Raw genomic sequence first — 21,258 nt, 5'->3', positions numbered from 1 at the left:
GGCCCTTTTCCGGCTTAACCGGACAAACGCCCCTGGGATCACCCGGTCTGGCGGGTCAGGAGGCCGCCCGGCCGAGCAGCGAGAGCAGCGCGGTGGCCGCGCCGTCCTGGTCGATCGTGCCCGTGACCCGGTCGGCGGCGGCGCGGACCCGGTCGGGGGCGTGACCCATGGCGACCGAGGTCGTCGCCCACGCCAGCATCTCCAGGTCGTTCTCGCCGTCGCCCAGCGCCGCGGTCGCGTCGTCCTGGACGCCGAGAGCGGCGCGGACCTTCTCCAGGGCGCTCGCCTTCGACAGGGCCGGCGGGGTCACGTCCACCCAGTCGGGCCGCGTCGCGATGGCGGTCAGGCCCAGCTCGCGCAGGGCGGGGACCAGCGTGTGGACCTCCGGTGCGTGCAGGGCCAGGCGCGGCGTCGACTCCGCCCACAGGTCCAGGAGCGCGGGGACCTGGTGCTGCTCACCGTTGAGCTCACCCTCAGGGAACGGGTGGTTCACGCGGTAGCCGATACCGACGATCTCGGTGGCGATCAGGATGCCGGGCACCGCTGCCACGGCGTGGCGCACCACGGTCTCCGGCTCGATGGCGTGCAGGTCCGTGACCTCGTAGTCGGTGCCGACCAGGTGGGCGGTGACCGCGCCGTTCGATGCGACGATCCAGGCGTCCGGCAGCCCGAGCTGCACCGCGACGGGCAGCGCCCCGACCAGCGAGCGTCCGGTGGCCAGCACGAGATGCTGCCCGGCTGCCAGGACCTGGGCGACGGCGGAGCGTACGGCCGCTGAGACGGGGTGTCCTGTGCGCAGCAGCGTGCCGTCGATGTCGCACGCGATCAGCGTCGGGCCGGCGAGGTCGAGGTGCTGTGCGCTCGGCCGCGGCGTCGCTGACGTCATGGGACAGGAGGGTAGTGGCACGGAGCGGGTGGCGGGGAACGGGTGCTCGCCGTGCCGCACGGGATTCTCGCCGGACCTTTCTCGCCCCGCCTCGTGCCCGGCGGGGGATTTTCCGCGCCCCGGGCTGGGATCCGGCCGCCGGAGGCGTCATCATGGGCGCATGCTCTCCAGTGCAGGCAGGTCCGGTACGGACACCGCCGACGACCAGGTCGAGGACGGCGGGCGCGTGCCCGCCGACGACGGGGCCGGCCTCGGGCCGTTCGAAGGCCTGGAGCGCGAGATCCGCCTGCTGATCCGCCGGGCGCAGTCGTCCGGCGCGTCGATCGCCCGGCGCGTGCATCCGGAGCTCGACGCCAGTGCCTACCCGCTCCTGGCGCACATCGCCGAACGGCCGGGCACCCGCGGCTCGGACCTCGCGTCGTTCTTCGGCGTGGGGCGGGCCACCGTGTCCCGGCAGCTCAGCCGTCTGGTCGAGCTGGGTCTCGTCGAACGCACCGTGGACCCGGAGGACAGCCGCGGCCAGCTCATCACGCTGACGCCCGACGGCGCGGCCCGGTTCGACCGGGCGCGCGCCAGCCGTGTCGCCATGCTGGAGGGTGCGCTGGCCACCTGGGAGCCGGAGGAGGTCGCGCAGCTGGCCAGGCTCCTCGGCCGCTACTCGACGGACATCGTGGCCTGGAAGCAGAACGGGCACTGAGCCGGCGCGTGCGCCGTCAGTGCCCGCTCCGCGGTCAGTGCTCCTCGAACGTGAGGCTGACGGAGTTCATGCAGTAGCGGTCGCCCGTCGGCGTCTGCGGCGCGTCGTCGAAGACGTGGCCGAGGTGGGAGCCGCAGGTCGCGCAGCGCACCTCGGTGCGCACCATGCCGTGGGAGCGGTCCTCGATCAGCTCGACCGAGTCGCCCGCGAGCGGGCTGTAGAACGACGGCCAGCCGCAGTGCGAGTCGAACTTGGTGTCGGAGCGGAACAGCTCGGCGTCGCAGGCACGACACCGGTAGATGCCGGTGCGCTTCTCGTCGAGCAGCTCGCCCGTCCACGCCCGCTCCGTACCCGCCTGGCGCAGCACCGCGTACTCCTGACGCGAGAGCTGCTCGCGCCACTCCTGGTCGGACTTCGAAATCTTGTAGGTCATCTCGACACCTCCGCACAGAGCAACTGCCCGCCGGCCGCGGGTGTTCCAGTTCTTACGAAAGCGTCAGACCCTCAGGTCACCTGGGTGACCTGAGGGTCTGACACGCCGAGCGGGATCAGTTCGCGGCCGAGGCGTTCGGGTTGCCGGCACCGCGGCCGCGGCCGCGGCCGCCCCGGCGCCGACGGCGGCGAGGCGCGCCGTCCGCCCGCGCGGCCTGGTCGCCGCCGCTGCCCGACGCCGGACGCGCGACGCCGCGCTGCCCGCCGGGCTGACCGCCGCCCTGGGCACGTGCCTGGCCCTGACGGCCGCCGCCGCCCTGCCCGGTGCCCGCGCCGCCCTGTCGTCCCGACCGGGACCGGCCGCCGCCCTGCTTGGGGGCGCCCTGCCGGCCCTGCTGCTGCGGGGCCGGCGGCACGTACTCCACGTACGGCGCGACCTCGCCCACCAGGCCGCTCACGGTCGCGTCGCCGGGGGCGACGTCCTGCGGGCGGGCGGTGATCTTCGCGCGGCGGGTCAGGTCCCGTACGTCACCGCGCTCCTCGGGCAGCATGATGGTGACGACGTCGCCGCCGGAGCCGGCGCGCGCCGTCCGCCCGGAGCGGTGCAGGTACGCCTTGTGCTCGGCGGGCGGGTCCACGTGCACCACGAGCTCGACGTCGTCCACGTGGATGCCGCGGGCGGCGATGTCCGTCGCGACCAGCACCTTCACGGCGCCCGACGAGAACGCGGCGAGGTTGCGCTCGCGCGCGCCCTGGCCGAGGTTGCCGTGCAGGTCCACGGCGGGCACGCCCGCGACGGTGAGCTGCTTGGCGAGCTTCTTGGCCTGGTGCTTGGTCCGCGTGAACAGCACGCGCCGGCCCGTGCCCTGCGCGAGCTGGTGCACCACGTCCTTCTTCGCCTCCTTGTCGGCGACGGCGAGGATGTGGTGCGTCATCTGCGGCGGCGGGGCGGCGGCCTCGTCCACGGAGTGCGTGACGGGCTGGTGCAGGTAGCGCTTGACCAGCACGTCCACGCCGTTGTCGAGCGTGGCGGAGAACAGCAGGCGCTGCGTACGGGCGCCGGTCCGGTCGAGGATGCGCTTCACGCCCGGGAGGAAGCCGAGGTCGGCCATGTGGTCGGCCTCGTCCAGCACGGTGATCTCGACGTCGTCGAGCGTCAGGTGCCGCTGGCCGAGCAGGTCCTCCAGGCGGCCGGGGCAGGCGATGACGATGTCGACGCCGGCGTTCAGGGCGGTGACCTGGCGCGACTGCGCCACGCCGCCGAAGATCGTGGTGGTCTTCAGACCGAGGGCCTGCGCCAGCGGCGCGACCGTCTCGTCGATCTGGTTGGCGAGCTCGCGCGTGGGCGCGAGGACGAGGGCGCGGGGGCGGCCCGCGACCCGGCGAGGCTGCCCCGCCGCGGCGGCGCGGGCGCTCGACGTCGCGAGGCGCGTCACGACCGGCAGCGCGAAGGCGAGGGTCTTGCCGGAGCCGGTGCGGCCGCGGCCGAGCACGTCCCGCCCGGCGAGGGAGTCCGGCAGCGATGCCGTCTGGATGGGGAAAGGCGTGGTGATGCCGCGGTCCGTCAGGACGCTCACGACGGGAGCGGGCAGACCGAGGTCGGCAAAGGTGGTCAAAGGAGCTGGGCCTCTCGGGCTCGGTGGCGGCGCGACTCGCGCCGGTGGTCCGCCGTGCTCACACCGGGCGGCGGGTTCTCACCCGGGCCGGGGCCACGACGGCAGGCGGCTGGAGCCGCCCACGGCCACCCACTATCTCACGCCCCTGTGACACCCGGCTGCGGCGAACGTCACGTTCGGTGTGGTTCTATGTGCCGCATGATTCCCGCAGCGACCAGCACGGCCGGACCGTTCGCCGCCATCGGCGACGTGCTCGGCACCATCTGGACCAACGCGGTCACCCCGGTGGAGCCGCCGTCGAACGCGACGGTGCTCGCCATGTGCGCGATCGCGCTGGTCGTCGTCCTGTTCCGGCCCCTGTGGCACGTGACGCGGCACGTCATCACCATCGCCCACGAGGCCTCCCACGGCCTCGGCGCGCTGCTCACCGGGCGCAAGCTCGAGGGCATCCGCCTGCACTCCGACACCTCGGGTCTCACCGTCTCGCGGGGCAAGCCCCGGGGGCCGGGCATGGTCATCACGGCGTTCGCGGGCTACGTGGGGCCGGGCATCATCGGGCTCGGGGCCGCGTGGCTGCTGCGGCAGGGGTACGCCGTCGGGCTCCTGTGGCTGCTGGTGGTGCTCCTCGCGCTGCTGCTCCTGCAGATCCGCAACTGGTTCGGCCTGTGGTCGATCCTGGTCAGCGGCACGGCCCTCGTGTTCGTGACGTGGTTCCTGGAGCCGCCGGTGCAGAGCTCCGTGGCGTACGCCGTGACCTGGTTCCTGCTCCTGGGCGCGGTGCGCCCGGTGTTCGAGCTGCAGGTGCAGCGTTCGCGCGGGCACGCCCGCACGTCGGACGCCGACATGCTCGCCCGCCTGACCGGGGTGCCCGGCCTGTTCTGGGTCACGATGTTCCTGCTCGTCACGCTGGGTGCCCTGGTGCTGGGCGGTTCCTGGATCCTGGGCGTGGCGCTCTGACCCGTCCGGCAGTACCGCACGCACGACGAGGCCCCGGGGCCGCCAGGTACGGCGGGCCCGGGGCCTCGTCGGTGTGCGTGGCGCCGCGCGGGCGCCGGTGTGTCACGCCGAGGGCGTGAGCACGAAGCCCGGGCCCTCGGCACGGGGGTCGGTGTCCAGGGTCAGCGCCTCGAGAGCGGGCGCCGCCTGAGCCTCGACGAACACGTTGGTGGAACCGGAAGCGTCGACGACCTGGTCGTCGGGCTGCGGTGCCGGAACCAGCGCGAGCTCGAAGTTGCCCGGCTGTCCGGACGCCTGCGCGATGCGCAGCCCGCCCTCGACCGGCACACCCGCCTGCTGGGCGAGATCCTGGACGGCCGTACGAGCGTTGTCAGTCACGGTGAGCACGATGAGCTCCTCACATTGGTTCTCCGCGGACCCGTCCACCGAACCAAGCCCACTCCGTCACCGCAAGCGTGAGACGCGTTTCACCCGATATCTCCCGCTGGGTGAGACAGCGCGTGACAGCGGCCGGAAGAAGCCGTACGGTGCCCCGCTCGGCGGACCTCGACGAGGCTGCCGGGCCTGACCGGTAGGCTTGCTGATCGCGCCGCAGTGTGCGCGGGCCTCTAGCTCAACTGGCAGAGCAGCGGACTTTTAATCCGCGGGTTCCGGGTTCGATCCCCGGGGGGCCCACCGGAAAGGCCGACGGCCGCGGGCGACCCGGAAGGTCGCCCGCGGCCGTCGCCGCGAACCCGTCAGACCTCGGCGGTCTCGAGGTCCTTGAGCTGGTCGATGCCCGACCGGTGCCCCAGCGGCACCTCCTTGATCAGGGCCACGCAGACCAGCGCCACCACGGCGAGCGGGACGGCGGTCAGGAAGATGTCCGCGATGCCGTTCGCGTAGGCCTTCTCGACCACCTCGACCAGCAGCGGCGGGAGCGTCGAGAGGTCGGGCAGCGTGTCGCCGCCGGACTGGAAGGCGGACGGGTCGATGCCCTGCTTCGCGAGCTGCGGCGCGATCTCCGTGATGCCGTCCTCCAGGCCCGTCTTCACGCGGTGCCCCAGGACCGCGCCGAGCGCCGAGACACCGATCGCGCCACCGAGCGACCGGAAGAACGTCACGGTCGACGTGCCGGAGCCGGAGTCCTTGATGTGCAGGGTGTTCTGCGTGGCCAGCACCATGTTCTGCATCAGCATGCCCACACCCGCGCCCAGGACGAACAGGTAGATCGAGACCAGCACGAACGAGGTGTGGTAGTCCAGCGTCGACAGGAGCAGCAGGCCGCCCGTCAGGAGCACGCCACCGGCGACCATGTACGGCTTGTACCGGCCGGTCTTCGAGATCAGCTGGCCGCTGACCGTGGACGACAGGAACAGGCCGACCACCATCGGGATGGTGTAGAGGCCGGACTCCGTGGGCGTCTTGCCGCGGGAGAGCTGCATGTACTGGCTCAGGAACACCGAGGAGCCGAACATCGCGACACCCACCGCGACCGAGCCGATGACGGCGAGCACGAGCGTGCGGTTCTTGAACAGGTACATCGGGATCAGCGGGTTGGTGACCCGCAGCTCGACGAGCACCGCGATCGCGAGGACCACCAGGGAACCGCCGACCATCGCGGCCGTCTGCCACGAGAGCCAGTCGAACTCCGTGCCCGCGAAGGTGATCCAGAGCAGCAGCGTCGCGATGCCCACCGAGATGAGCGTGGCGCCGATGACGTCGATCCGGGCCGAGCCCTTCGGCCGCCTGGGCAGCTTGAGCGTCATCTGCAGCACGATGATCGAGGCGACGGCGAACGGCAGGCCGACGAAGAAGTTCCAGCGCCAGCTGATCGCGTCGGTGAGGAAGCCGCCGAGGATCGGCCCGCCGACCATGCCGACACCCATGATGGAGCCCATGAGGCCCATGTAGCGGCCGCGCTGGCGGGGGCTGATGATGTCCGCGATCAGCACGGCGGACAGCGACTGGAGGCCGCCGGCGCCGATGCCCTGGAAGGCGCGGAAGGTGATGAGCTGGCCGGCGTCCTGCGCGAAGCCGGCGGCGGCCGCGGACAGCACCGAGATGATCAGGGCGATCTGGATGAGCGTCTTGCGGTTCGTGAGGTCGGCGAGCTTGCCCCAGATCGGGGTGGAGATCGTCGAGGTCAGCAGGGTGGCCGTGACCACCCAGGTGAACGCGGACTGCCCGCCGCCCAGGTCGGTGATGATCTTCGGCAGGGACGACGACACGACGGACATCGCCAGCACCGAGACGAACATGCCGAGGAGGATCCCCGACAGTGCGCGGAGGACCTCGTTGTGCGTCATGGCGGGCGGCTCGCCCTGGAGGTGTTCGGGCTGGTCCGCGAGGGTCTCTGTGCTGGGGCTTGTCATGCATACTCCTGCTGGTTCTGGGGCGAGCGCCGGTGTGCGGTGTCCGCACTGATGGTGTCGACGAGGCGGTTCAGCGTGCGGGTCGCCTCGTCGAGGTCTTCGGGCGACCAGGCGGCGAACGCCCGGTCGATGAGGATCGCGTACTGCTCACGGGCCTCGGCGGCGAGCTCGCGCCCGGCGTCGGTCAGCTCGATGGTGCGGACGCGGCGGTCGTCGGCGTCGACCGTGCGGACGACGAAGCCGCCGTCGGCCAGGGTGCTCACCTGGCGGCTCGCGACGGAGAGGTCGACGCGCAGGTGCGCCGCGACGTCGGTCAGGGAGACCGGGCCGCACTTGGAGAGCAGGTGCAGCACGGCGATGCCCGCCCTGGGCCAGTCGAGCTCGTGGGCGATGCGCGCCGCCGCCTCCCGTTGGGCGCGCGCCAGACTCTGGAGTGCGGTGACCAGGGCGACGGCGGGAGCTTCGGTGCCGGACGGCGTCCGGCTGGACAGGGAAGTCATCGTGCCTCGCATTTGATTGCTTAAGGCAACGATATCTCGATGGTTGCCAGATGCAAGGGTTTTCCGGGAACCGATTCGACGACGGGCGTGTGACCTGCGCGACACCGGCCGGGTACGCCGACGGCGCCGCCCCCCCTGGGCAGGGGACGGCGCCGGGCGTGACCGGGGCGTGCGCGCTCAGGTGGTGGAGCGGCTCTGCTCGCCCATGTCCTCCAGCTCCATGCCCGTGGTCTCGGGCACCTTGGTGAGCACGAAGAAGAAGCTCAGCGCCGCGAAGACCGCGTACATGAGGTACGGCACCGCCGCGCCGAAGGCCGACAGCAGCGGCGGGAACGTCATCGTGATGGCGAAGTTCGCGATCCACTGCATGGCAGCGGCCACGCCGAGCGCGGCCGCGCGGATGCGGTTCGGGAACATCTCGCCCAGCAGCACCCACACGAGCGGGCCCCACGAGGCACCGAAGAAGACGACGAACGCGTTGGCGCAGATCAGGGCGATCACACCCCACGGCCCGCTGAGCGAGATGTCGCTCCCGGACCCGGTGGCCTGCGTGAAGGCGATCGCCATGAGGCCGAGCGACACGGTCATGCCGGCCGAGCCGATGAGGAGCAGCGGGCGGCGGCCCACCTTGTCGATGAGCGCGATGGCGATGAACGTGACGGCCACGTTCGTGACCGACGTGATGGTCGAGACCAGGAACGCCTGGCTCTCGTCGAAGCCGACGGCCTGCCACAGCGTGGTCGAGTAGTAGAAGATCACGTTGATGCCCACGAACTGCTGGAACACCGACAGCAGGATGCCGACCCACACGATCGGCTTGAGGCCGAGCGTGCCGCCGCGCAGGGACGACTGAGCGGCGTTGGCCTCGTCGACGGCGATGCTGTGGTGGATCTGCGCGAGGCGGTCGTCGACGTCCTCGTCCGGGCCCAGCACGCTGGCCAGGACAGCGCGCGCCTCGTCGTCGCGGCCCCTGGCCGCGAGGTACCGGGGCGACTCCGGGATGCGCAGCGCCAGGATGCCGTAGACGGCGGCGGGGACCACGGCCACCAGGAACATCCAGCGCCACGCCTCCCACCCGAGCCAGAGCACGTTGGCGGCGCCGTCGGCCGACTCCGCCAGGATCTGGTCCGAGAGCAGCGCCGCGAAGATGCCGACGGTGATCGCGAGCTGCTGGAGCGAGCCCAGCCGGCCGCGCATCGAGGCGGGTGCGATCTCCGCGATGTACGCGGGGGCGATGACGGACGCGATACCGATGCCCACGCCCGCCATGAAGCGCCAGACCGCCAGGTCCCACGCGGAGAACGCGATGGCGGACAGGATCGACGACACGAAGAACAGGACGGCACCGAGCACCATGACGTGGGTGCGGCCCCAGCGGTCGGCCAGCCGGCCGCCCGCCCAGGCGCCCAGCGCGCAGCCGAGCAGGGCGATGGCGACGACGAACCCGGTGATCGACGGATCGAGGTCGAACTGCCCCTCGATGGCGTTCACCGCGCCGTTGATGACGGAGCTGTCGAAGCCGAACAAGAAACCGCCCACCGCTGCGGCGAAGGCGAGGGCCGTGGCCTTGCGGTGGGCTGATCTGGCGCCGGCGTCCGGGGCCGATGGGGTGGTGCTCATGCGTTCGATGCTAAGTCGCACCTGGTCGTGGTCGCGCGCGGAGCGGTGTGGCGATCATCGCGGTGACGTGCGCGACACCGGTCAGGTGAGCAGCGGCCACAACGCCCAGGTCGCGAGCGCGGCCACCAGGGCAGCGGCCGGGATGGTGAGCACCCAGGCGACGGCGATGTTCTTCGCCACGCCCCAGCGCACCGCGGACAGCCGGCGGGTCGCGCCCACGCCCATGATCGCGGAGGTGATCGTGTGCGTGGTCGACACCGGGGCGTGCAGCGCGAACGCGTTGACGTACAGCACCAGGGCCGACACGGACTCGGCGACGAACCCGCGCGCCGGGTCGAGCTCGATGATCTTGCGGCCCAGCGTGCGCATGATGCGCCAGCCGCCGGAGTAGGTGCCGGCGGAGATCGCCGCGGCCGCGGACAGCTTGACCCAGAGCGGGATGCCCTCGTCGGCGTTCGCCCAGCCCACCGTCAGCAGCGCGAGGTAGATGACACCCATCGTCTTCTGCGCGTCCTGCAGGCCGTGGCCCAGCGCCATCGCGGCGGCGGACGCCGTCTGCGCGATCCGGAACCGGCGGTGCGCCTTGGCCGGTGCCGCGTTGCGGAAGATCCACAGCACGCCGACCATCACGGCGAAGGCGAGGCCGAAGCCCACCACCGGCGAGATGATCATCGGCAGCACCACCTTGTCCACGATCGCGGACCAGTAGACGCTCATGCCGCCCGCGAGCCCGGCGCCGACGAGCCCGCCGATCAGGGCGTGCGTGGACGACGAGGGCAGCCCGAACCACCACGTGATCAGGTTCCACACGATGGCGCCGAGCAGTGCGCACAGCACGACGGCGAGCTCGGCGTGCGTGCCGGCCCCCGCGAGGTTGACGATCGACGTGGCGATGGTCTCCGCGACCTCGGTGCCCAGCAGGGCGCCCGTGAAGTTCATGACCGCGGCCATCAGCAGCGCGACACGGGGCGTCAGCGCCCGGGTCGACACCGACGTCGCGATCGCGTTGGCGGCGTCGTGGAAGCCGTTCGTGAAGTCGAAGCTCAGGGCGAGCGCGACCACGAGGACGACGAGGGCGACCTCCAACTCAGGTCTCCTTGAGGGCGATGGTCTCGACCATGTTCGCGACCTTCTCGAAGCTGTCGGCGGCGTTCTCCAGGACCTCGACGATCTCCTTCAGCTTCATGAGCTGGACGGGGTCGCTCGCGAGGTCGTCGAAGAGCTGCGCGATGAGCTTGCGGTGCAGCTTGTCCGCCTGGTTCTCGAGGCGGTTGACCTCGACCCAGTAGTCGGCGAGCTTGTCCATCGAGCGCAGGCGGGGCATGGCCTCCGCCGTCAGCTCGGCGCACCGCTGGAGCACCTGGACCTGCTCGGAGACGCGGTCGGGCAGGGCGTCGACCTTGTACAGGACGATGAGGTCGGCGGCCTCGTCCATCTCGTCCATGCAGTCGTCCAGCGCGGACGCCAGGCCGGAGATGTCCTCCCGGTCGAACGGCGTCACGAAGGTCTGGTTGAGGCGCCGCATGATCGAGTGGGTGGCGTCGTCGGCGAGGTGCTCGACGTCGTGCATCTCGTCGGCGAGCTTCTCCCGGCCCGCCTTGTCCGCCCCCAGCAGCTCTGCCAGGAGCGAGGCCCCCCGGACCAGGTGCTGGGCCGAGGCGGCAAGAAGGTCGAAGTACGTGGTGTCGCGCGGAGTAAGGCGCACGAGGGCTCCCGTTCTGAGGGCTCTGGAACAGGCTCAGCGTATGGCTGTTGCCGACTATCGCCAATTTGCAAGGTCGCGCTTTGGTCACTCGTGACACATGGCACAGGCTGCGGGCGGCATCCGGCCGCGGTCGAGGACCGCTGGTCCGGAGGGGAAGGAGAGCGACGCCGAACCGGGAGCGCCTCTCGGCGCGGGGCCGCTCGTAGCGGCTTGAGGTGGAGCCCGGGGCTACCGCAGCCCGGCGTCGCCTGCACCATCCTAGTCCCGTGCGCGGATCTGCCAAGGGGGTCGGACGTCACACCACCCGCGAGGGGGTCCTACTCGAGGGACCCCGTCCGCCACAGGTCACCGGCGTGCTCCAGCTCCTCCGCGGTGCGCAGCAGGGAGCTCGCGCTCCGGGTCATCCGGGTGGCGCCGGTGGGGTCGGCGACCTCGCGGGAGTCGGCGTCGAAGGCCGCGCCGGTGGACAGGATGCGGCAGAACGCACCGGCGCGTTCGAGTGCGACGGCGAGGTCGCCGGTGAACACACCGGACAGGACGGCGTCGGCGAGGATCTGCAGGTCGCGTGGTTCCGGCGGGCTCGGGACGCCCGCGACCGCCTCCTGGACCGGGGCGGCCTCCACACCGAGCCGATACCTGAGCATGACGGTCTGCAGGTCGCGGCGCACCCACTCGCGCAGCACGTACAGGCGCCAGAGCGACCCGGGCAGGGAGACGGGGGCGGCGTCGGCCCAGAGGCCCGCGACCGTGTCCAGGCCCTCGTTCTCGACCAGGTGGATGAGCCGCTCGACGACCTGCGGGTCCTCGGTGGTCCGGGCGCGGTCCACGAGGGCGCGCGCGGTGGCGTGCGCGACCTCGTCACGCAGCGCGGGATCCACCTCCCCGGGGAGCGCCTCGGCGTCCCGCGGGTCCAGCATGGCCGGCCTTCTCGGCGGTCGTTGGTCGCTGCTCATGGTGTCCGATAGTGCGCCGAAATGGAACGTGTGTCCACCACCACCGTCACAGCACCGTCACCACACCGGGGGGCTCACCTTCTCGGTGGCCACCACCCGGGCCCCGTCCGGCGTGTCGGCGACGTGCGCCACGAGCACCTCGCCCGGTTCGAGGAACGGGTCGGCCGACGGCAGGTCGTCGGCGACGGTGCGGGACGCGTGCTGGCCGAGCACGTCGAGCACCGTCGGCAGCACGGGACGGTGGGTGCAGATCACGGACGACTCCGTGGTCTCCGCCAGCAGGTCGCGCACCGTCGCCGCGACGCGGGACGGCGATCGCTCGTGCTGCGCCTCGGTGAGGTACTCGCTGTAGCTCGGCCGCAGCCCGGAGGCCCGCACGTACGGGTCGATGGTCGTGGCGCACCGCTCCCAGCGGGAGCTGATCACCTGTTCGACGCCGTAGGCGGCGAGCACCGGGACCAGCGCCGCGGCCTGGGCGTGCCCGACCGGGGTGAGCGGCCGGTCCCGTTCCGAGCCGTGCCACGAGGTGCGCGGCACGGCGCGCCCGTGCCGCGCGATGACCAGGGCACGGGTGCTCAGCACGCCCTCGGCGTCGGCCTTCGTCAGGGCGTCCAGCGGGCCGCGGTCCGACGCCCGGGTGAGGCGCTGCGCCGCATCGGCCACGCTCAGCCACTCGCTCCGGTCCACCTCGGTGCGGTCGACCGGGGCAACCGGGGCGCGCGCGGTGAGGGCGGCGCCGTCGTGCCCCTTCCGGGCGCGGCGGGACGCCCAGTAGTGCACGCGCTTCACACGCCCGTCCGGCGTGAGGTACTGGAGCCCGGGCAGCGGGCGGCCGAGCACGATCTCCCGGCCGGTCTCCTCGCCCACCTCCCGGAGGGCGGCGCCCTGGAACGACTCGCCGGTTTCCAGCTTGCCCTTGGGCCACGACCAGTCGTCGTAGCGGGGGCGGTGCACGAGCTGCACCTGGAGCTCGCCGCCGCGCCGCCGCCACACCAGCCCGCCCGCCGTCATCACGACGGGCGTGTGCGACCTGGCCGTCGTCGTCGGTTCGGTGCCCACGCTGGACCGGAGCCCGGTCACCGGACGGGCTCGAGCCGGCGGCGCTGCCGCTGGATCAGGACGGCCTGCAGGTCGCGCAGGGCGTTGCCGTCCGGACCGGTCGACGGGCGCTCCCACTGGCCGTCCGGCCGCAGGTGCCACGACGCCGTGGTGTCGGCCATGGACTCGTCCAGGAGGCCGAGCAGCTCGCCGATGTGCCCCGGGTCCGTGATCCGGATGAGCGTCTCGACGCGGCGGTCGAGGTTGCGGTGCATGAGGTCCGCCGAGCCGATGAACACCTCGGGGCCGGACGCCGCACCCTCGCCGAGGGCCGGGCCCGCGGAGTTCGCGAACGCGAAGATGCGCGAGTGCTCCAGGAACCGGCCCAGGATCGACCGCACCCGGATGTTCTCGCTGAGCCCGGGCACGCCCACCTTCACGGCGCAGATGCCGCGCACCACGAGGTCCACCTGCACCCCGGCCTGGGAGGCGCGGTACAGGGCGTCGACCACCGTCTCGTCGACCACCGAGTTGATCTTCATCTTGACCCACGCCTCGTGCCCGGCCCGGGCGGCGGCGGCCTCGCGCTCGATGCGCTCCACCAGGCCCGACCGTACGGCGCGGGGGGCCACCAGCAGCCGGTGGAAGGTCGACTTGGGGGCGTACCCGGAGAGCTGGTTGAACAGCCGGGTCAGGTCCTGGCCCACGTCCGGGTCGCAGGTCAGCAGGCCGTGGTCCGTGTACAGGCGCGCCGTCTTGGGGTGGTAGTTGCCCGTGCCGACGTGGCAGTAGCGCAGCAGCGACCCGTCGGGCTCCTGGCGCACCACGAGCGACAGCTTGCAGTGGGTCTTGAGCCCCACGATGCCGTAGACCACGTGGACGCCCGCCTCCTCGAGCTTGCGCGCCCAGGAGATGTTGGCCTCCTCGTCGAACCGGGCCTTGATCTCCACGAGGGCCAGCACCTGCTTGCCTGCCTCGGCGGCGTCGATCAGCGCGTCCACGATCGGGGAGTCGCCCGACGTCCGGTACAGGGTCTGCTTGATCGCCAGCACGTCCGGGTCCGCGGCGGCCTGCTCCAGGAACGTCTGCACGCTGGTGGAGAAGCTGTCGTACGGGTGGTGCAGCAGGATGTCGCGGCGGCGGATGGCCGCGAACACGTCGGTCGGCTTGGCGCTCTCGACCTCGGCGAGATGGCGGTGCGTCGACGGGACGAACGGCGGGTAGTGCAGGGACGTCAGATCGAGGTCCGCGATGAGGTTGAGGCCCGTGAGGTCGAGCAGGGCGGGCAGCTCGTAGACCTCCTCCTCCTTGACGCCCAGCTCGCGGACGATGAGGTCGCGGATGCGCGGGCTGATGTCCTTCGCGATCTCCAGGCGCACCGGCGGGCCGAACCGGCGCCGCAGCAGCTCCTTCTCCATGGCTTGGAGGAGGTTCTCGGCGTCGTCCTCCTCCACGTCCACGTCCTCGTTGCGGGTGACCCGGAACGTGTGGTTCTCGCGGACCTCCATCCCGGGGAACAGGTAGTCGAGGTGCTGGGAGATCACCTCTTCGAGCGGCACGAACGAGAGGGGGCCGCGCTGCGGGTCGGCCTTCTTGGTGCCGGGGCGGCGGGGCTTGCCCGACGCGTCCACCGCGATGAAGCGGGGCAGCAGCGGCGGCACCTTCACGCGGGCGAAGTGCTCCTTGCCCGTGGCCGGGTTCGCCACCACCACGGCGAGGTTCAGGCTGAGGCCGGAGATGTAGGGGAACGGGTGGGCCGGGTCCACCGCCAGCGGGGTGAGCACCGGGAAGATCTGCTTGCGGAAGAACTTGTGGAGGCGCTCCTGCTCCTTGGTGTCCAGCTCGCCCCAGTGCACGAGGGTGATGCCCTCACCCGCCAGCGCCGGCTGCACCTCGTCCTCGAACACCCGGGCGTGCCGCTCCATGAGCGCGTGCGCCTCCTCGGAGATGCGCGACAGGACGCGGCGCGGGCTGAGGCCCGACGCGCTGGTGACCGCGATGCCGGTCGCGATGCGGCGCTTCAGGCCCGCCACCCGCACCATGAAGAACTCGTCCAGGTTGGACGCGAAGATCGCCAGGAACCGGACGCGCTCCAGCAGGGGGATGCGCGGGTCCTCCGCGAGCTCCAGCACCCGCTGGTTGAACGCCAGCCAACTCAGCTCCCGGTCGGCGAACCGGTCGACCGGCAGGGGCTCGCCGAGCTGCGGCTCCAGCAGGGAGGTGCCCTCCGGGCTCTCCGCGATGTGCTCCGCGATGTGCGCGGCCAGGCTCGGCTCGACCGAGCGCGGGTCCAGGATGTCCTCCACCGAGGCGCCGTCGGCCGGGCTGCGGCCCGGAACCGGGGCGGAGGAGCGCTGCGACCGGGCCGGGATCGCGGCGGCGAGGCCACCGGCGGACTTCCCGTCCGAGGTCACGTCCGGCGCGGCAGAGCCCTTGGCGGACGTGACGTTGCCCGGCGCGTGGTCCGCGGGCGTGCCGTTCACGGGTTCGGCGGGTGTCGTGGGCGGGCTCTGCTTCATGAACCGACCGTTCTTGTCCCGGGTTCTGGTGGTGGCGTTCCCCGTGCTGTCCTTCATAGGGCACATGGTGTCACCGTTCGGTACACAGTGGGTGTCCCTCGTCCAGAGATCTCGTCACGCACGGGCATACTGCACGTGTACGGCGGCCCGGGCGAAGCCCGCCCGCTCGTACGTGGCGAGGGCCGGTGCGTTGTCGCCCTCCACGTAGAGCACGGCGCGCGTCGAGCCGGTCCGGGCGAGGTGCGCCAGCCCGACGGAGGTCATCAGCCGGCCGAGCCCCTCGCCCTGGTGGTCCGGGTCCACGCCCAGCACGTAGATCTCGCCGTCCCGCGCGCCGTCCGGCTCCTGCTTGGTCCACAGGAAGGCGGCCGGGTCGGCGGCCGGGTCGTCCAGGGGGACCAGCAGGAAGAACCCCTCCGGGTCGAACCACGGCTCCGCCTGGCGGGCGCGGAGATCGTCGAGGGTCATCCGGCCCTGCTCCGGGTGGGTCGCGAAGGCGCGGGCGTTGACGCGGAGCCAGGGCTCGTCGTCCAGCCCCGGGCGGAACGTGCGCAGCTCGTAGCCGGCGGGTGCCTCGGGGAGGCCGGACGAGGCCGGGTCCGCGGGGTCGAGGGGACGGGCGAGAAAGAGGAGCTCGCGCACCGGGCGCAGGCCGAGCGCCCGGGCGAACGCACGGGCCGGTTCGAGGTCGCCGTGCGCCCAGACCCGGAGCTGCTTGCCGTGCTGACCGGGCTCACCGGACCGGGAGGGGAGCGTGGCGTCGCGTTCCGCCGTCCGCAGGAGCACCCGGCCGCGGCCGTTCCGCCGGTGCTCCGGGTGCACCACGAGCTCGGCGCTCGCGGTCTGGCCCGACCGGTCGATCTGCACGTAGCCGATGGTGCTGCCGGCCGTGGTGTGCGCCACGACGTGGGTGATCCACTCCGCGTCGGTACCGAGGTTGAGCAGGGGCTGCTCGGACAGCGGGGCGACGCCGTCGTGCGCCTCCGCGGCGGCGGCCAGGTCCCGGACGGCCTGCTGGGCCTCCGCGTCGAGCGGGCCGATGTCGATGGGTGCGGCGATACGCATGCCCTCATCCTCCTGCATGAGCCGGGGTGGAACGGCAGCGAGGTGGGACGACGTCACCGCCGTCCCACCCCGTCGCCGTCCACCCGGCAGGTGCGGTCAGTCCTCCGTGAAGGCCGACGGCGCCGCCAGGCCCGCCGTGATGAGGTCCATCACGGACGAGTCGGCCAGCGTGGTCGCGTCGCCGACGGCGCGGTCCTCGGCGACGTCGCGCAGCAGGCGGCGCATGATCTTGCCGGACCGGGTCTTGGGCAGCTCCGGCACCACGAGGATCTTCTTCGGCTTGGCGATCGGGCCGATCTCCTTGCCGACGTGGTCGCGCAGCTCCTTCTGCACCTCGGCGGCGCCCTCGGGCGTGGCCGCCCGGCCGGCGTGGTCGCCGCGCAGGATCACGAACGCGACGACGGCCTGGCCGGTGGTGTCGTCGGCGGCGCCCACGACGGCGGCCTCCGCCACGATCTCGTGCGACACCAGGGCCGACTCGATCTCCGTGGTGGACAGACGGTGCCCGGACACGTTCATCACGTCGTCCACGCGGCCCAGCAGCCAGATGTCGCCGTCCTCGTCCTTCTTGGCGCCGTCACCCGCGAAGTAGAGGCCCTCGAACCGCGACCAGTACGTCTCCTTGTAGCGGTCCAGGTCGCCCCAGATGCCACGGAGCATCGACGGCCACGGCTCGGACAGCACGAGGTAGCCGCCCCCGCCGTCGGGCACCGGCTTGGCCTCGTCGTCCACGACGGTCGCCGCGATGCCCGGCAGCGCCACCTGCGCCGAACCCGGCTTGGCCGCGGTGACGCCGGGGAGCGGGCTGATCATGATCGCGCCCGTCTCGGTCTGCCACCACGTGTCCACGATCGGGGTGCGGTCGCCGCCGATGACGCGGCGGTACCACATCCACGCCTCCGGGTTGATGGGCTCGCCCACCGAGCCGAGCACGCGCAGGGAGGACAGGTCGAACCCGCCGGGGATGTCGTCGCCCCACTTCATGCACGTGCGGATCGCGGTCGGGGCCGTGTACAGGATCGAGACCTTGTACTTCTCGATGAGCTCCCACCAGCGGCCCCGGTGCGGGGTGTCGGGCGTGCCCTCGTACAGCACCTGCGTGGCGCCGTTCACGAGCGGGCCGTAGACCACGTAGGAGTGGCCGGTGACCCAGCCGACGTCGGCGGTGCACCAGTAGACGTCCGTCTCCGGCTTGAGGTCGAACACGTTCTTGTGCGTGTACGCGGCCTGCGTGAGGTAGCCGCCGGTGGTGTGCAGGATGCCCTTCGGCTTCCCGGTGGTGCCGCTGGTGTACAGGATGAACAGCGGGTGCTCCGCCTCGACCGGCACGGGCTCGTGCTGGTCGGACGCGGCCTCCAGCGCCTCGTGCCACCAGACGTCGCGGCCCTCGACCCAGTTCACGTCCTGCTCGGTGCGGCGCACGACGAGCACCTTGCGGACCGTGGTGGCCGCCTCGCCCTCCTTGGGCGCCAGCGCCTCGTCGACGGCGGGCTTCAGGGCCGACGGCGCACCGCGGCGGAACCCGCCGTCAGCGGTGATCACGAGCGTGGCCTCGGCGTCGGCGATCCGGCTGCGCAGGGCGTCGGCCGAGAAGCCGCCGAAGACCACGGAGTGGGGCGCACCGATGCGGGCACAGGCCAGCATCGCGACCACGGACTCGACGAGCATCGGCAGGTAGATCACCACGCGGTCACCCGTCGCCACGCCCAGCTCGGTCAGGGCGTTCGCGGCGCGCGACACCTCCCGCTGCAGGTCGGCGTAGGTGACGGTGCGGGTGTCGCCCGGCTCGCCCTCGAAGTGGATGGCGACCCGGTCGCCGTGGCCGGCCGCCACGTGCCGGTCCACCGCGTTGTAGGCGGCGTTCAGCGTGCCGTCGGCGAACCAGCGCGCCACCGGCGCGCCGCTCCAGTCCAGCGTCTCGGTGAACGGCGTGGTCCACGTCACGAGCTCGTTCGCCTGCTCGGCCCAGAAGCCCAGGCGGTCGGCCGCGGCCTTCTCGTACAGATCGGCCTTCGCGTTGGCCTGAGCCGCGAACTCCTCGCTCGGCGGGAAGCTCCGGGTCTCGTGCAGCAGGTTCTCGAGGCTGGGGCTGGCTGCCGAGCCCGACGTCGGGTTGGTGTCTGTCACGGTGACCTCCGGTGCGCGTCTTCGCGTTCGTTCGGGCAGGTGCTTGGGGCTGCCTTGACGTTCTCTCTGGTCGGTGAGTGTAGTCCCGGACGGTGACACCCCTCACAACCCGGTGTCACGTCCTGAGACGTGCGGCGTGCGCCGCGGAATCACGTGGCGACCGGGTGCGTTGGGCCCGGCGTGAGCCTCTTGTTCGAACCCGTCGCCCTCCGCGGCCTGTCCGTGCCCAACCGCGCCTGGCTGGCGCCGATGTGCGAGTACTCGGCCGAGGACGGCCTCCCGAACGACTGGCACCTCGTGCACCTCGGCTCGCGGGCCGCCGGCGGCTTCGGGCTCGTCCTGACCGAGGCCACCGCCGTCATACCCGAGGGGCGGATCTCGCCGCAGGACACCGGCATCTGGAACGACGAGCAGACCGCCGCGTGGCGGCGCATCGTCGACTTCGTGCACGCGCGCGGCGCCCGCATCGGCATCCAGCTCGCCCACGCGGGACGCAAGGCGTCGACCTTCCGTCCCTGGTCGCCGGTGCAGGGCAGCGTCCCCGTGCCCGACGGCGGCTGGCCCACCGTCGGTCCCTCGGCCTCGCCCTACCCGGGCTACGCCGTCCCCGCCGAGATGACGCCCACGCAGGTCGCGGACGTGCCCGAGCTGTTCGCCGCCGCGGCGCGCCGGGCCCGGGAGGCCGGGTTCGACGCCGTCGAGGTGCACGCCGCGCACGGCTACCTGCTGCACCAGTTCCTGTCGCCCCTCGCGAACACCCGGACGGACGAGTACGGCGGGTCGGTCGACGGGCGCTCGCGACTGGTCGAGGAGACGGTGACGGCGGTGCGGGCGGCCTGGCCGGACGAGCTGCCGGTGCTGGTACGGGTGTCCGCGACCGACTGGCGGGACGACGGCCTCACGGTGGACGACGTCGCCGCCGTCGCCGGACGGCTCGGTCGGCTCGGTGCCGACCTGGTCGACGTGTCGACCGGCGGTGTCGCGCCGGCGTCGATCTCCGTCGGGCCGGGGTACCAGGTGCCCTACGCGCGTCGGGTGCGCGAGGTGTCCGGGCTTCCGGTGAGCGCCGTGGGCCTGATCAGCGAGCCGGCTCAGGCCGAGCAGATCCTCGTGGAGGGCTCGGCGGATGCCGTGATGCTCGGCCGGGAGGCGTTGCGCGATCCGTACTGGCCGCTGCGGGCGGCGCACGCGCTGGGGGAGAAGATCGGCACGGTTCCCGTGGACTCCGGGGTGGGCACCCAGCCGCAGTACTCGCGTGCTCAGTGGCGATGAGGTCGTGAATCCCCGGACGGCCGCAAGGGGCTGAACGTCGGGAGAAATCGTCGGGGCGGTGATTCTTTTCCGGCTGACCCGCATTCCGCGAAACGATTCGCCGTGCGGCCGGGCTCCTCGCAATTTCCGTTCGCGATCCGGAAGTGCGAGGGCCCGGCCACTGCGGTGGCGAGATCTCGGTCCACGAGTACGGAGTCCGGGAGCATCCTCAAGCCGGATACCGCTCTCACCAGCCGGACGGGGTGACTGCGCTCTCGCGGTCCCTTCCGCCCTGAATACTTGCTGTGAACACAATCACACTGCCTTGTGCGCACAAATGCAACCTGGGCGGAGTGATCTTCACAATTGCCAATTCCTGTCATGTCGCCAATTAGCTGCGAAAATCTTCGGCCTTACCTTTGCTTGACCTGGTCCTGTCGCGCGCCGGACCTGGGAGCCCTGTCGTCCGGTCCGGTCACGCGAGCCGGCGGCGGGCCCGGCGCCGGCTCGCGCGCCAGACCAGCCACGCGGTGAGGCCCACCGCCGCCACGGCGACCACCGCGATCAGCGGAGCAGGCTCGATGCGGGGACGCAGCGCCACCGGCCGGGTGAACGCCAGCACGCCCCAGCCCGACTGCAAGGCCCGCCGCCTCAGCACCCGGTCCGGGTTGACCACGTAGCCGTGCCCCACCGCGGCCAGCATCGGGGCGTCCGTGATGGAGTCGGAGTAGGCGAAGCAGCCCGCGAGGTCGTAGCCCTCACGCACGGCGAGCCGGCGCACTCCCACGGCCTTGTTGTCGCCGTAGTTGTAGAAGTCGATCTCGCCCGTGAACCGGCCGTCCTCGACGGTCATCTGCGTGGACAGCACGTGATCGGCACCGAGCACCGCGGCGATCGGCTCCACCAGCACGGCGGCCGAGGCCGAGACCACCACGACGTCCCGGCCGGCGGCGTGGTGCTCGGCGATGAGCTCGACGGCCTCCGCGTAGACGTACGGGTCGATGAGCTCGTGCACCGTCTCGGTCACGATCTGCCGGACCTTCTCCACGTCCCAGCCCGTCACGAGCGACGACAGGTGCGCGCGCATGCGCTCGGTCTGGTCGGCGTCCGCGTTCCCGATCATGAAGACGAAGTGGGCGTAGGCGCTGCGCAGCACGTCGGCGCGCGACAGGAGCCCGCCGGCGAGGAACGGCTTGGAGAAGGCCGCCGACGAGCTGGTCGCGATGATCGTCTTGTCGAGGTCGAAGAACGCGGCGGTGCGCGCCGTGCGCGCCGCCGGCCGGGATGCGGTCTGGGGAACCTGCTCGGTCACCCGCCGAGCCTAGCGGCGTGATCCGGTCGGGGGTGCCTCACGACGGAGTGTCCGCGAACCGGTTGGAACTCGTGCCGCACTGCGGCAGACCCTCGTGACGGCGCGTCAGGCCGAGGACGTCTCCCACAGGCGGCCTTTTCCGCAGTCTGTGCACAACCTGCCGGCGGCGGCCGATACGCCGACCGCCCGCCCGGCAGTCTCGTACCGGAGCCCGGCGAGCACGCCG

At 72.0% G+C, this 21,258-nt stretch carries 18 protein-coding genes and 1 tRNA gene; 4 read left to right on the top strand and 15 right to left on the bottom strand.

The window, feature by feature from the left end; all coding sequences use genetic code 11:
• Positions 1-55: 55 nt before the first annotated feature.
• Positions 56-886, bottom strand: coding sequence for an HAD family hydrolase (locus tag ACO229_RS20290; protein ID WP_397429470.1), 831 nt, complete (start codon positions 884-886; stop codon positions 56-58).
• 160 nt (positions 887-1,046) lie between these two features.
• Between ACO229_RS20290 and ACO229_RS20285 the strand changes: the two genes are divergently transcribed.
• Positions 1,047-1,583 carry a MarR family winged helix-turn-helix transcriptional regulator gene (locus ACO229_RS20285; protein ID WP_397429471.1) on the top strand — a complete coding sequence of 179 codons (537 nt, stop codon included), beginning with the start codon at positions 1,047-1,049 and terminating at the stop codon, positions 1,581-1,583.
• A gap of 34 nt (positions 1,584-1,617) precedes the next feature.
• Here ACO229_RS20285 and msrB read toward each other — a convergent pair whose 3' ends face one another.
• A complete protein-coding gene (gene msrB / locus ACO229_RS20280; RefSeq protein WP_397416577.1) occupies positions 1,618-2,016 on the bottom strand; it encodes a peptide-methionine (R)-S-oxide reductase MsrB in 399 nt (132 codons plus the stop codon).
• Positions 2,017-2,131: 115 nt separating this feature from the next.
• Complete coding sequence (locus ACO229_RS20275) at positions 2,132-3,592, bottom strand: DEAD/DEAH box helicase (RefSeq protein ID WP_423462595.1); 1,461 nt, start codon at positions 3,590-3,592, stop codon at positions 2,132-2,134.
• A gap of 228 nt (positions 3,593-3,820) precedes the next feature.
• Between ACO229_RS20275 and ACO229_RS20270 the strand changes: the two genes are divergently transcribed.
• Entirely contained in the window at positions 3,821-4,588 is a 768-nt protein-coding gene (locus ACO229_RS20270; RefSeq protein WP_397416581.1) for a M50 family metallopeptidase, read from the top strand.
• A gap of 102 nt (positions 4,589-4,690) precedes the next feature.
• Here ACO229_RS20270 and ACO229_RS20265 read toward each other — a convergent pair whose 3' ends face one another.
• Positions 4,691-4,975, bottom strand: coding sequence for an iron-sulfur cluster biosynthesis family protein (locus ACO229_RS20265; RefSeq protein WP_397416583.1), 285 nt, complete (start codon positions 4,973-4,975; stop codon positions 4,691-4,693).
• A 215-nt stretch (positions 4,976-5,190) separates the two neighbouring features.
• Between ACO229_RS20265 and ACO229_RS20260 the strand changes: the two genes are divergently transcribed.
• Positions 5,191-5,263 (top strand) — tRNA-Lys (locus ACO229_RS20260).
• Positions 5,264-5,325: 62 nt separating this feature from the next.
• Here ACO229_RS20260 and ACO229_RS20255 read toward each other — a convergent pair.
• The 10 genes from ACO229_RS20255 to acs all read right to left on the bottom strand — a co-directional run bounded on the left by ACO229_RS20255 (position 5,326) and on the right by acs (position 18,469).
• On the bottom strand, positions 5,326-6,942 hold the full coding sequence (locus ACO229_RS20255) for a DHA2 family efflux MFS transporter permease subunit (protein WP_423462594.1): 1,617 nt from the start codon (positions 6,940-6,942) through the stop codon (positions 5,326-5,328).
• Positions 6,939-7,442: a MarR family winged helix-turn-helix transcriptional regulator gene (locus ACO229_RS20250; protein WP_423462593.1), complete on the bottom strand. Its 504-nt coding sequence runs from the start codon at positions 7,440-7,442 to the stop codon at positions 6,939-6,941. Before ACO229_RS20250 ends, ACO229_RS20255 begins: the two co-directional genes overlap by 4 nt.
• A gap of 177 nt (positions 7,443-7,619) precedes the next feature.
• Positions 7,620-9,062 (bottom strand): sugar porter family MFS transporter, encoded by a 1,443-nt coding sequence (locus ACO229_RS20245; RefSeq protein WP_423462592.1) that lies wholly within the window; start codon positions 9,060-9,062, stop codon positions 7,620-7,622.
• A gap of 81 nt (positions 9,063-9,143) precedes the next feature.
• Positions 9,144-10,148 (bottom strand): inorganic phosphate transporter, encoded by a 1,005-nt coding sequence (locus ACO229_RS20240; protein WP_397418050.1) that lies wholly within the window; start codon positions 10,146-10,148, stop codon positions 9,144-9,146.
• A gap of 1 nt (position 10,149) precedes the next feature.
• Positions 10,150-10,767 carry a DUF47 domain-containing protein gene (locus tag ACO229_RS20235; RefSeq protein ID WP_397418053.1) on the bottom strand — a complete coding sequence of 206 codons (618 nt, stop codon included), beginning with the start codon at positions 10,765-10,767 and terminating at the stop codon, positions 10,150-10,152.
• Between the two features lie 317 nt (positions 10,768-11,084).
• On the bottom strand, positions 11,085-11,684 hold the full coding sequence (locus ACO229_RS20230; protein WP_397418056.1) for a hypothetical protein: 600 nt from the start codon (positions 11,682-11,684) through the stop codon (positions 11,085-11,087).
• 93 nt (positions 11,685-11,777) lie between these two features.
• Positions 11,778-12,731, bottom strand: a complete 954-nt coding sequence (locus ACO229_RS20225) for an NUDIX hydrolase (protein WP_397418185.1) — start codon at positions 12,729-12,731, stop codon at positions 11,778-11,780.
• A gap of 65 nt (positions 12,732-12,796) precedes the next feature.
• Positions 12,797-15,277, bottom strand: coding sequence for an RNA degradosome polyphosphate kinase (locus ACO229_RS20220; protein WP_423462591.1), 2,481 nt, complete (start codon positions 15,275-15,277; stop codon positions 12,797-12,799).
• Positions 15,278-15,391: 114 nt separating this feature from the next.
• Complete coding sequence (mshD, locus tag ACO229_RS20215; protein ID WP_397429476.1) at positions 15,392-16,342, bottom strand: mycothiol synthase; 951 nt, start codon at positions 16,340-16,342, stop codon at positions 15,392-15,394.
• A 96-nt stretch (positions 16,343-16,438) separates the two neighbouring features.
• Positions 16,439-18,469, bottom strand: coding sequence for an acetate--CoA ligase (gene acs / locus ACO229_RS20210; RefSeq protein ID WP_423462590.1), 2,031 nt, complete (start codon positions 18,467-18,469; stop codon positions 16,439-16,441).
• Positions 18,470-18,649: 180 nt separating this feature from the next.
• On the opposite strand from acs, the gene ACO229_RS20205 reads away from it, so the two are divergent.
• Complete coding sequence (locus ACO229_RS20205; RefSeq protein WP_423462589.1) at positions 18,650-19,741, top strand: NADH:flavin oxidoreductase/NADH oxidase; 1,092 nt, start codon at positions 18,650-18,652, stop codon at positions 19,739-19,741.
• Between the two features lie 454 nt (positions 19,742-20,195).
• Here the strand turns inward: ACO229_RS20205 and ACO229_RS20200 are convergent, their stop codons facing one another.
• Entirely contained in the window at positions 20,196-21,032 is an 837-nt protein-coding gene (locus ACO229_RS20200; RefSeq protein WP_397418070.1) for an HAD family hydrolase, read from the bottom strand.
• Positions 21,033-21,258 lie beyond the last annotated feature (226 nt).

The organism is Promicromonospora sp. MS192 (assembly GCF_049532985.1).
Taxonomy (GTDB): domain Bacteria; phylum Actinomycetota; class Actinomycetes; order Actinomycetales; family Cellulomonadaceae; genus Promicromonospora.
This window is presented reverse-complemented; position numbering and strand designations above follow the sequence as displayed.

Excerpts from the sequence above, each read along its gene's own strand:
- ACO229_RS20290 (WP_397429470.1), bottom strand. The coding sequence starts at position 886 with ATGACGTCAGCGACGCCGCGGCCGAGCGCACAGCACCTCGACCTCGCC.
- ACO229_RS20285 (WP_397429471.1), top strand. The coding sequence starts at position 1,047 with ATGCTCTCCAGTGCAGGCAGGTCCGGTACGGACACCGCCGACGACCAG.
- msrB (WP_397416577.1), bottom strand. The coding sequence starts at position 2,016 with ATGACCTACAAGATTTCGAAGTCCGACCAGGAGTGGCGCGAGCAGCTC.
- ACO229_RS20270 (WP_397416581.1), top strand. The coding sequence starts at position 3,821 with ATGTGCCGCATGATTCCCGCAGCGACCAGCACGGCCGGACCGTTCGCC.
- ACO229_RS20255 (WP_423462594.1), bottom strand. The coding sequence starts at position 6,942 with ATGACAAGCCCCAGCACAGAGACCCTCGCGGACCAGCCCGAACACCTC.
- ACO229_RS20250 (WP_423462593.1), bottom strand. The coding sequence starts at position 7,442 with ATGACTTCCCTGTCCAGCCGGACGCCGTCCGGCACCGAAGCTCCCGCC.
- ACO229_RS20245 (WP_423462592.1), bottom strand. The coding sequence starts at position 9,062 with ATGAGCACCACCCCATCGGCCCCGGACGCCGGCGCCAGATCAGCCCAC.
- ACO229_RS20230 (WP_397418056.1), bottom strand. The coding sequence starts at position 11,684 with ATGCTGGACCCGCGGGACGCCGAGGCGCTCCCCGGGGAGGTGGATCCC.
- ACO229_RS20225 (WP_397418185.1), bottom strand. The coding sequence starts at position 12,731 with ATGACGGCGGGCGGGCTGGTGTGGCGGCGGCGCGGCGGCGAGCTCCAG.
- ACO229_RS20220 (WP_423462591.1), bottom strand. The coding sequence starts at position 15,277 with ATGAAGCAGAGCCCGCCCACGACACCCGCCGAACCCGTGAACGGCACG.
- mshD (WP_397429476.1), bottom strand. The coding sequence starts at position 16,342 with ATGCGTATCGCCGCACCCATCGACATCGGCCCGCTCGACGCGGAGGCC.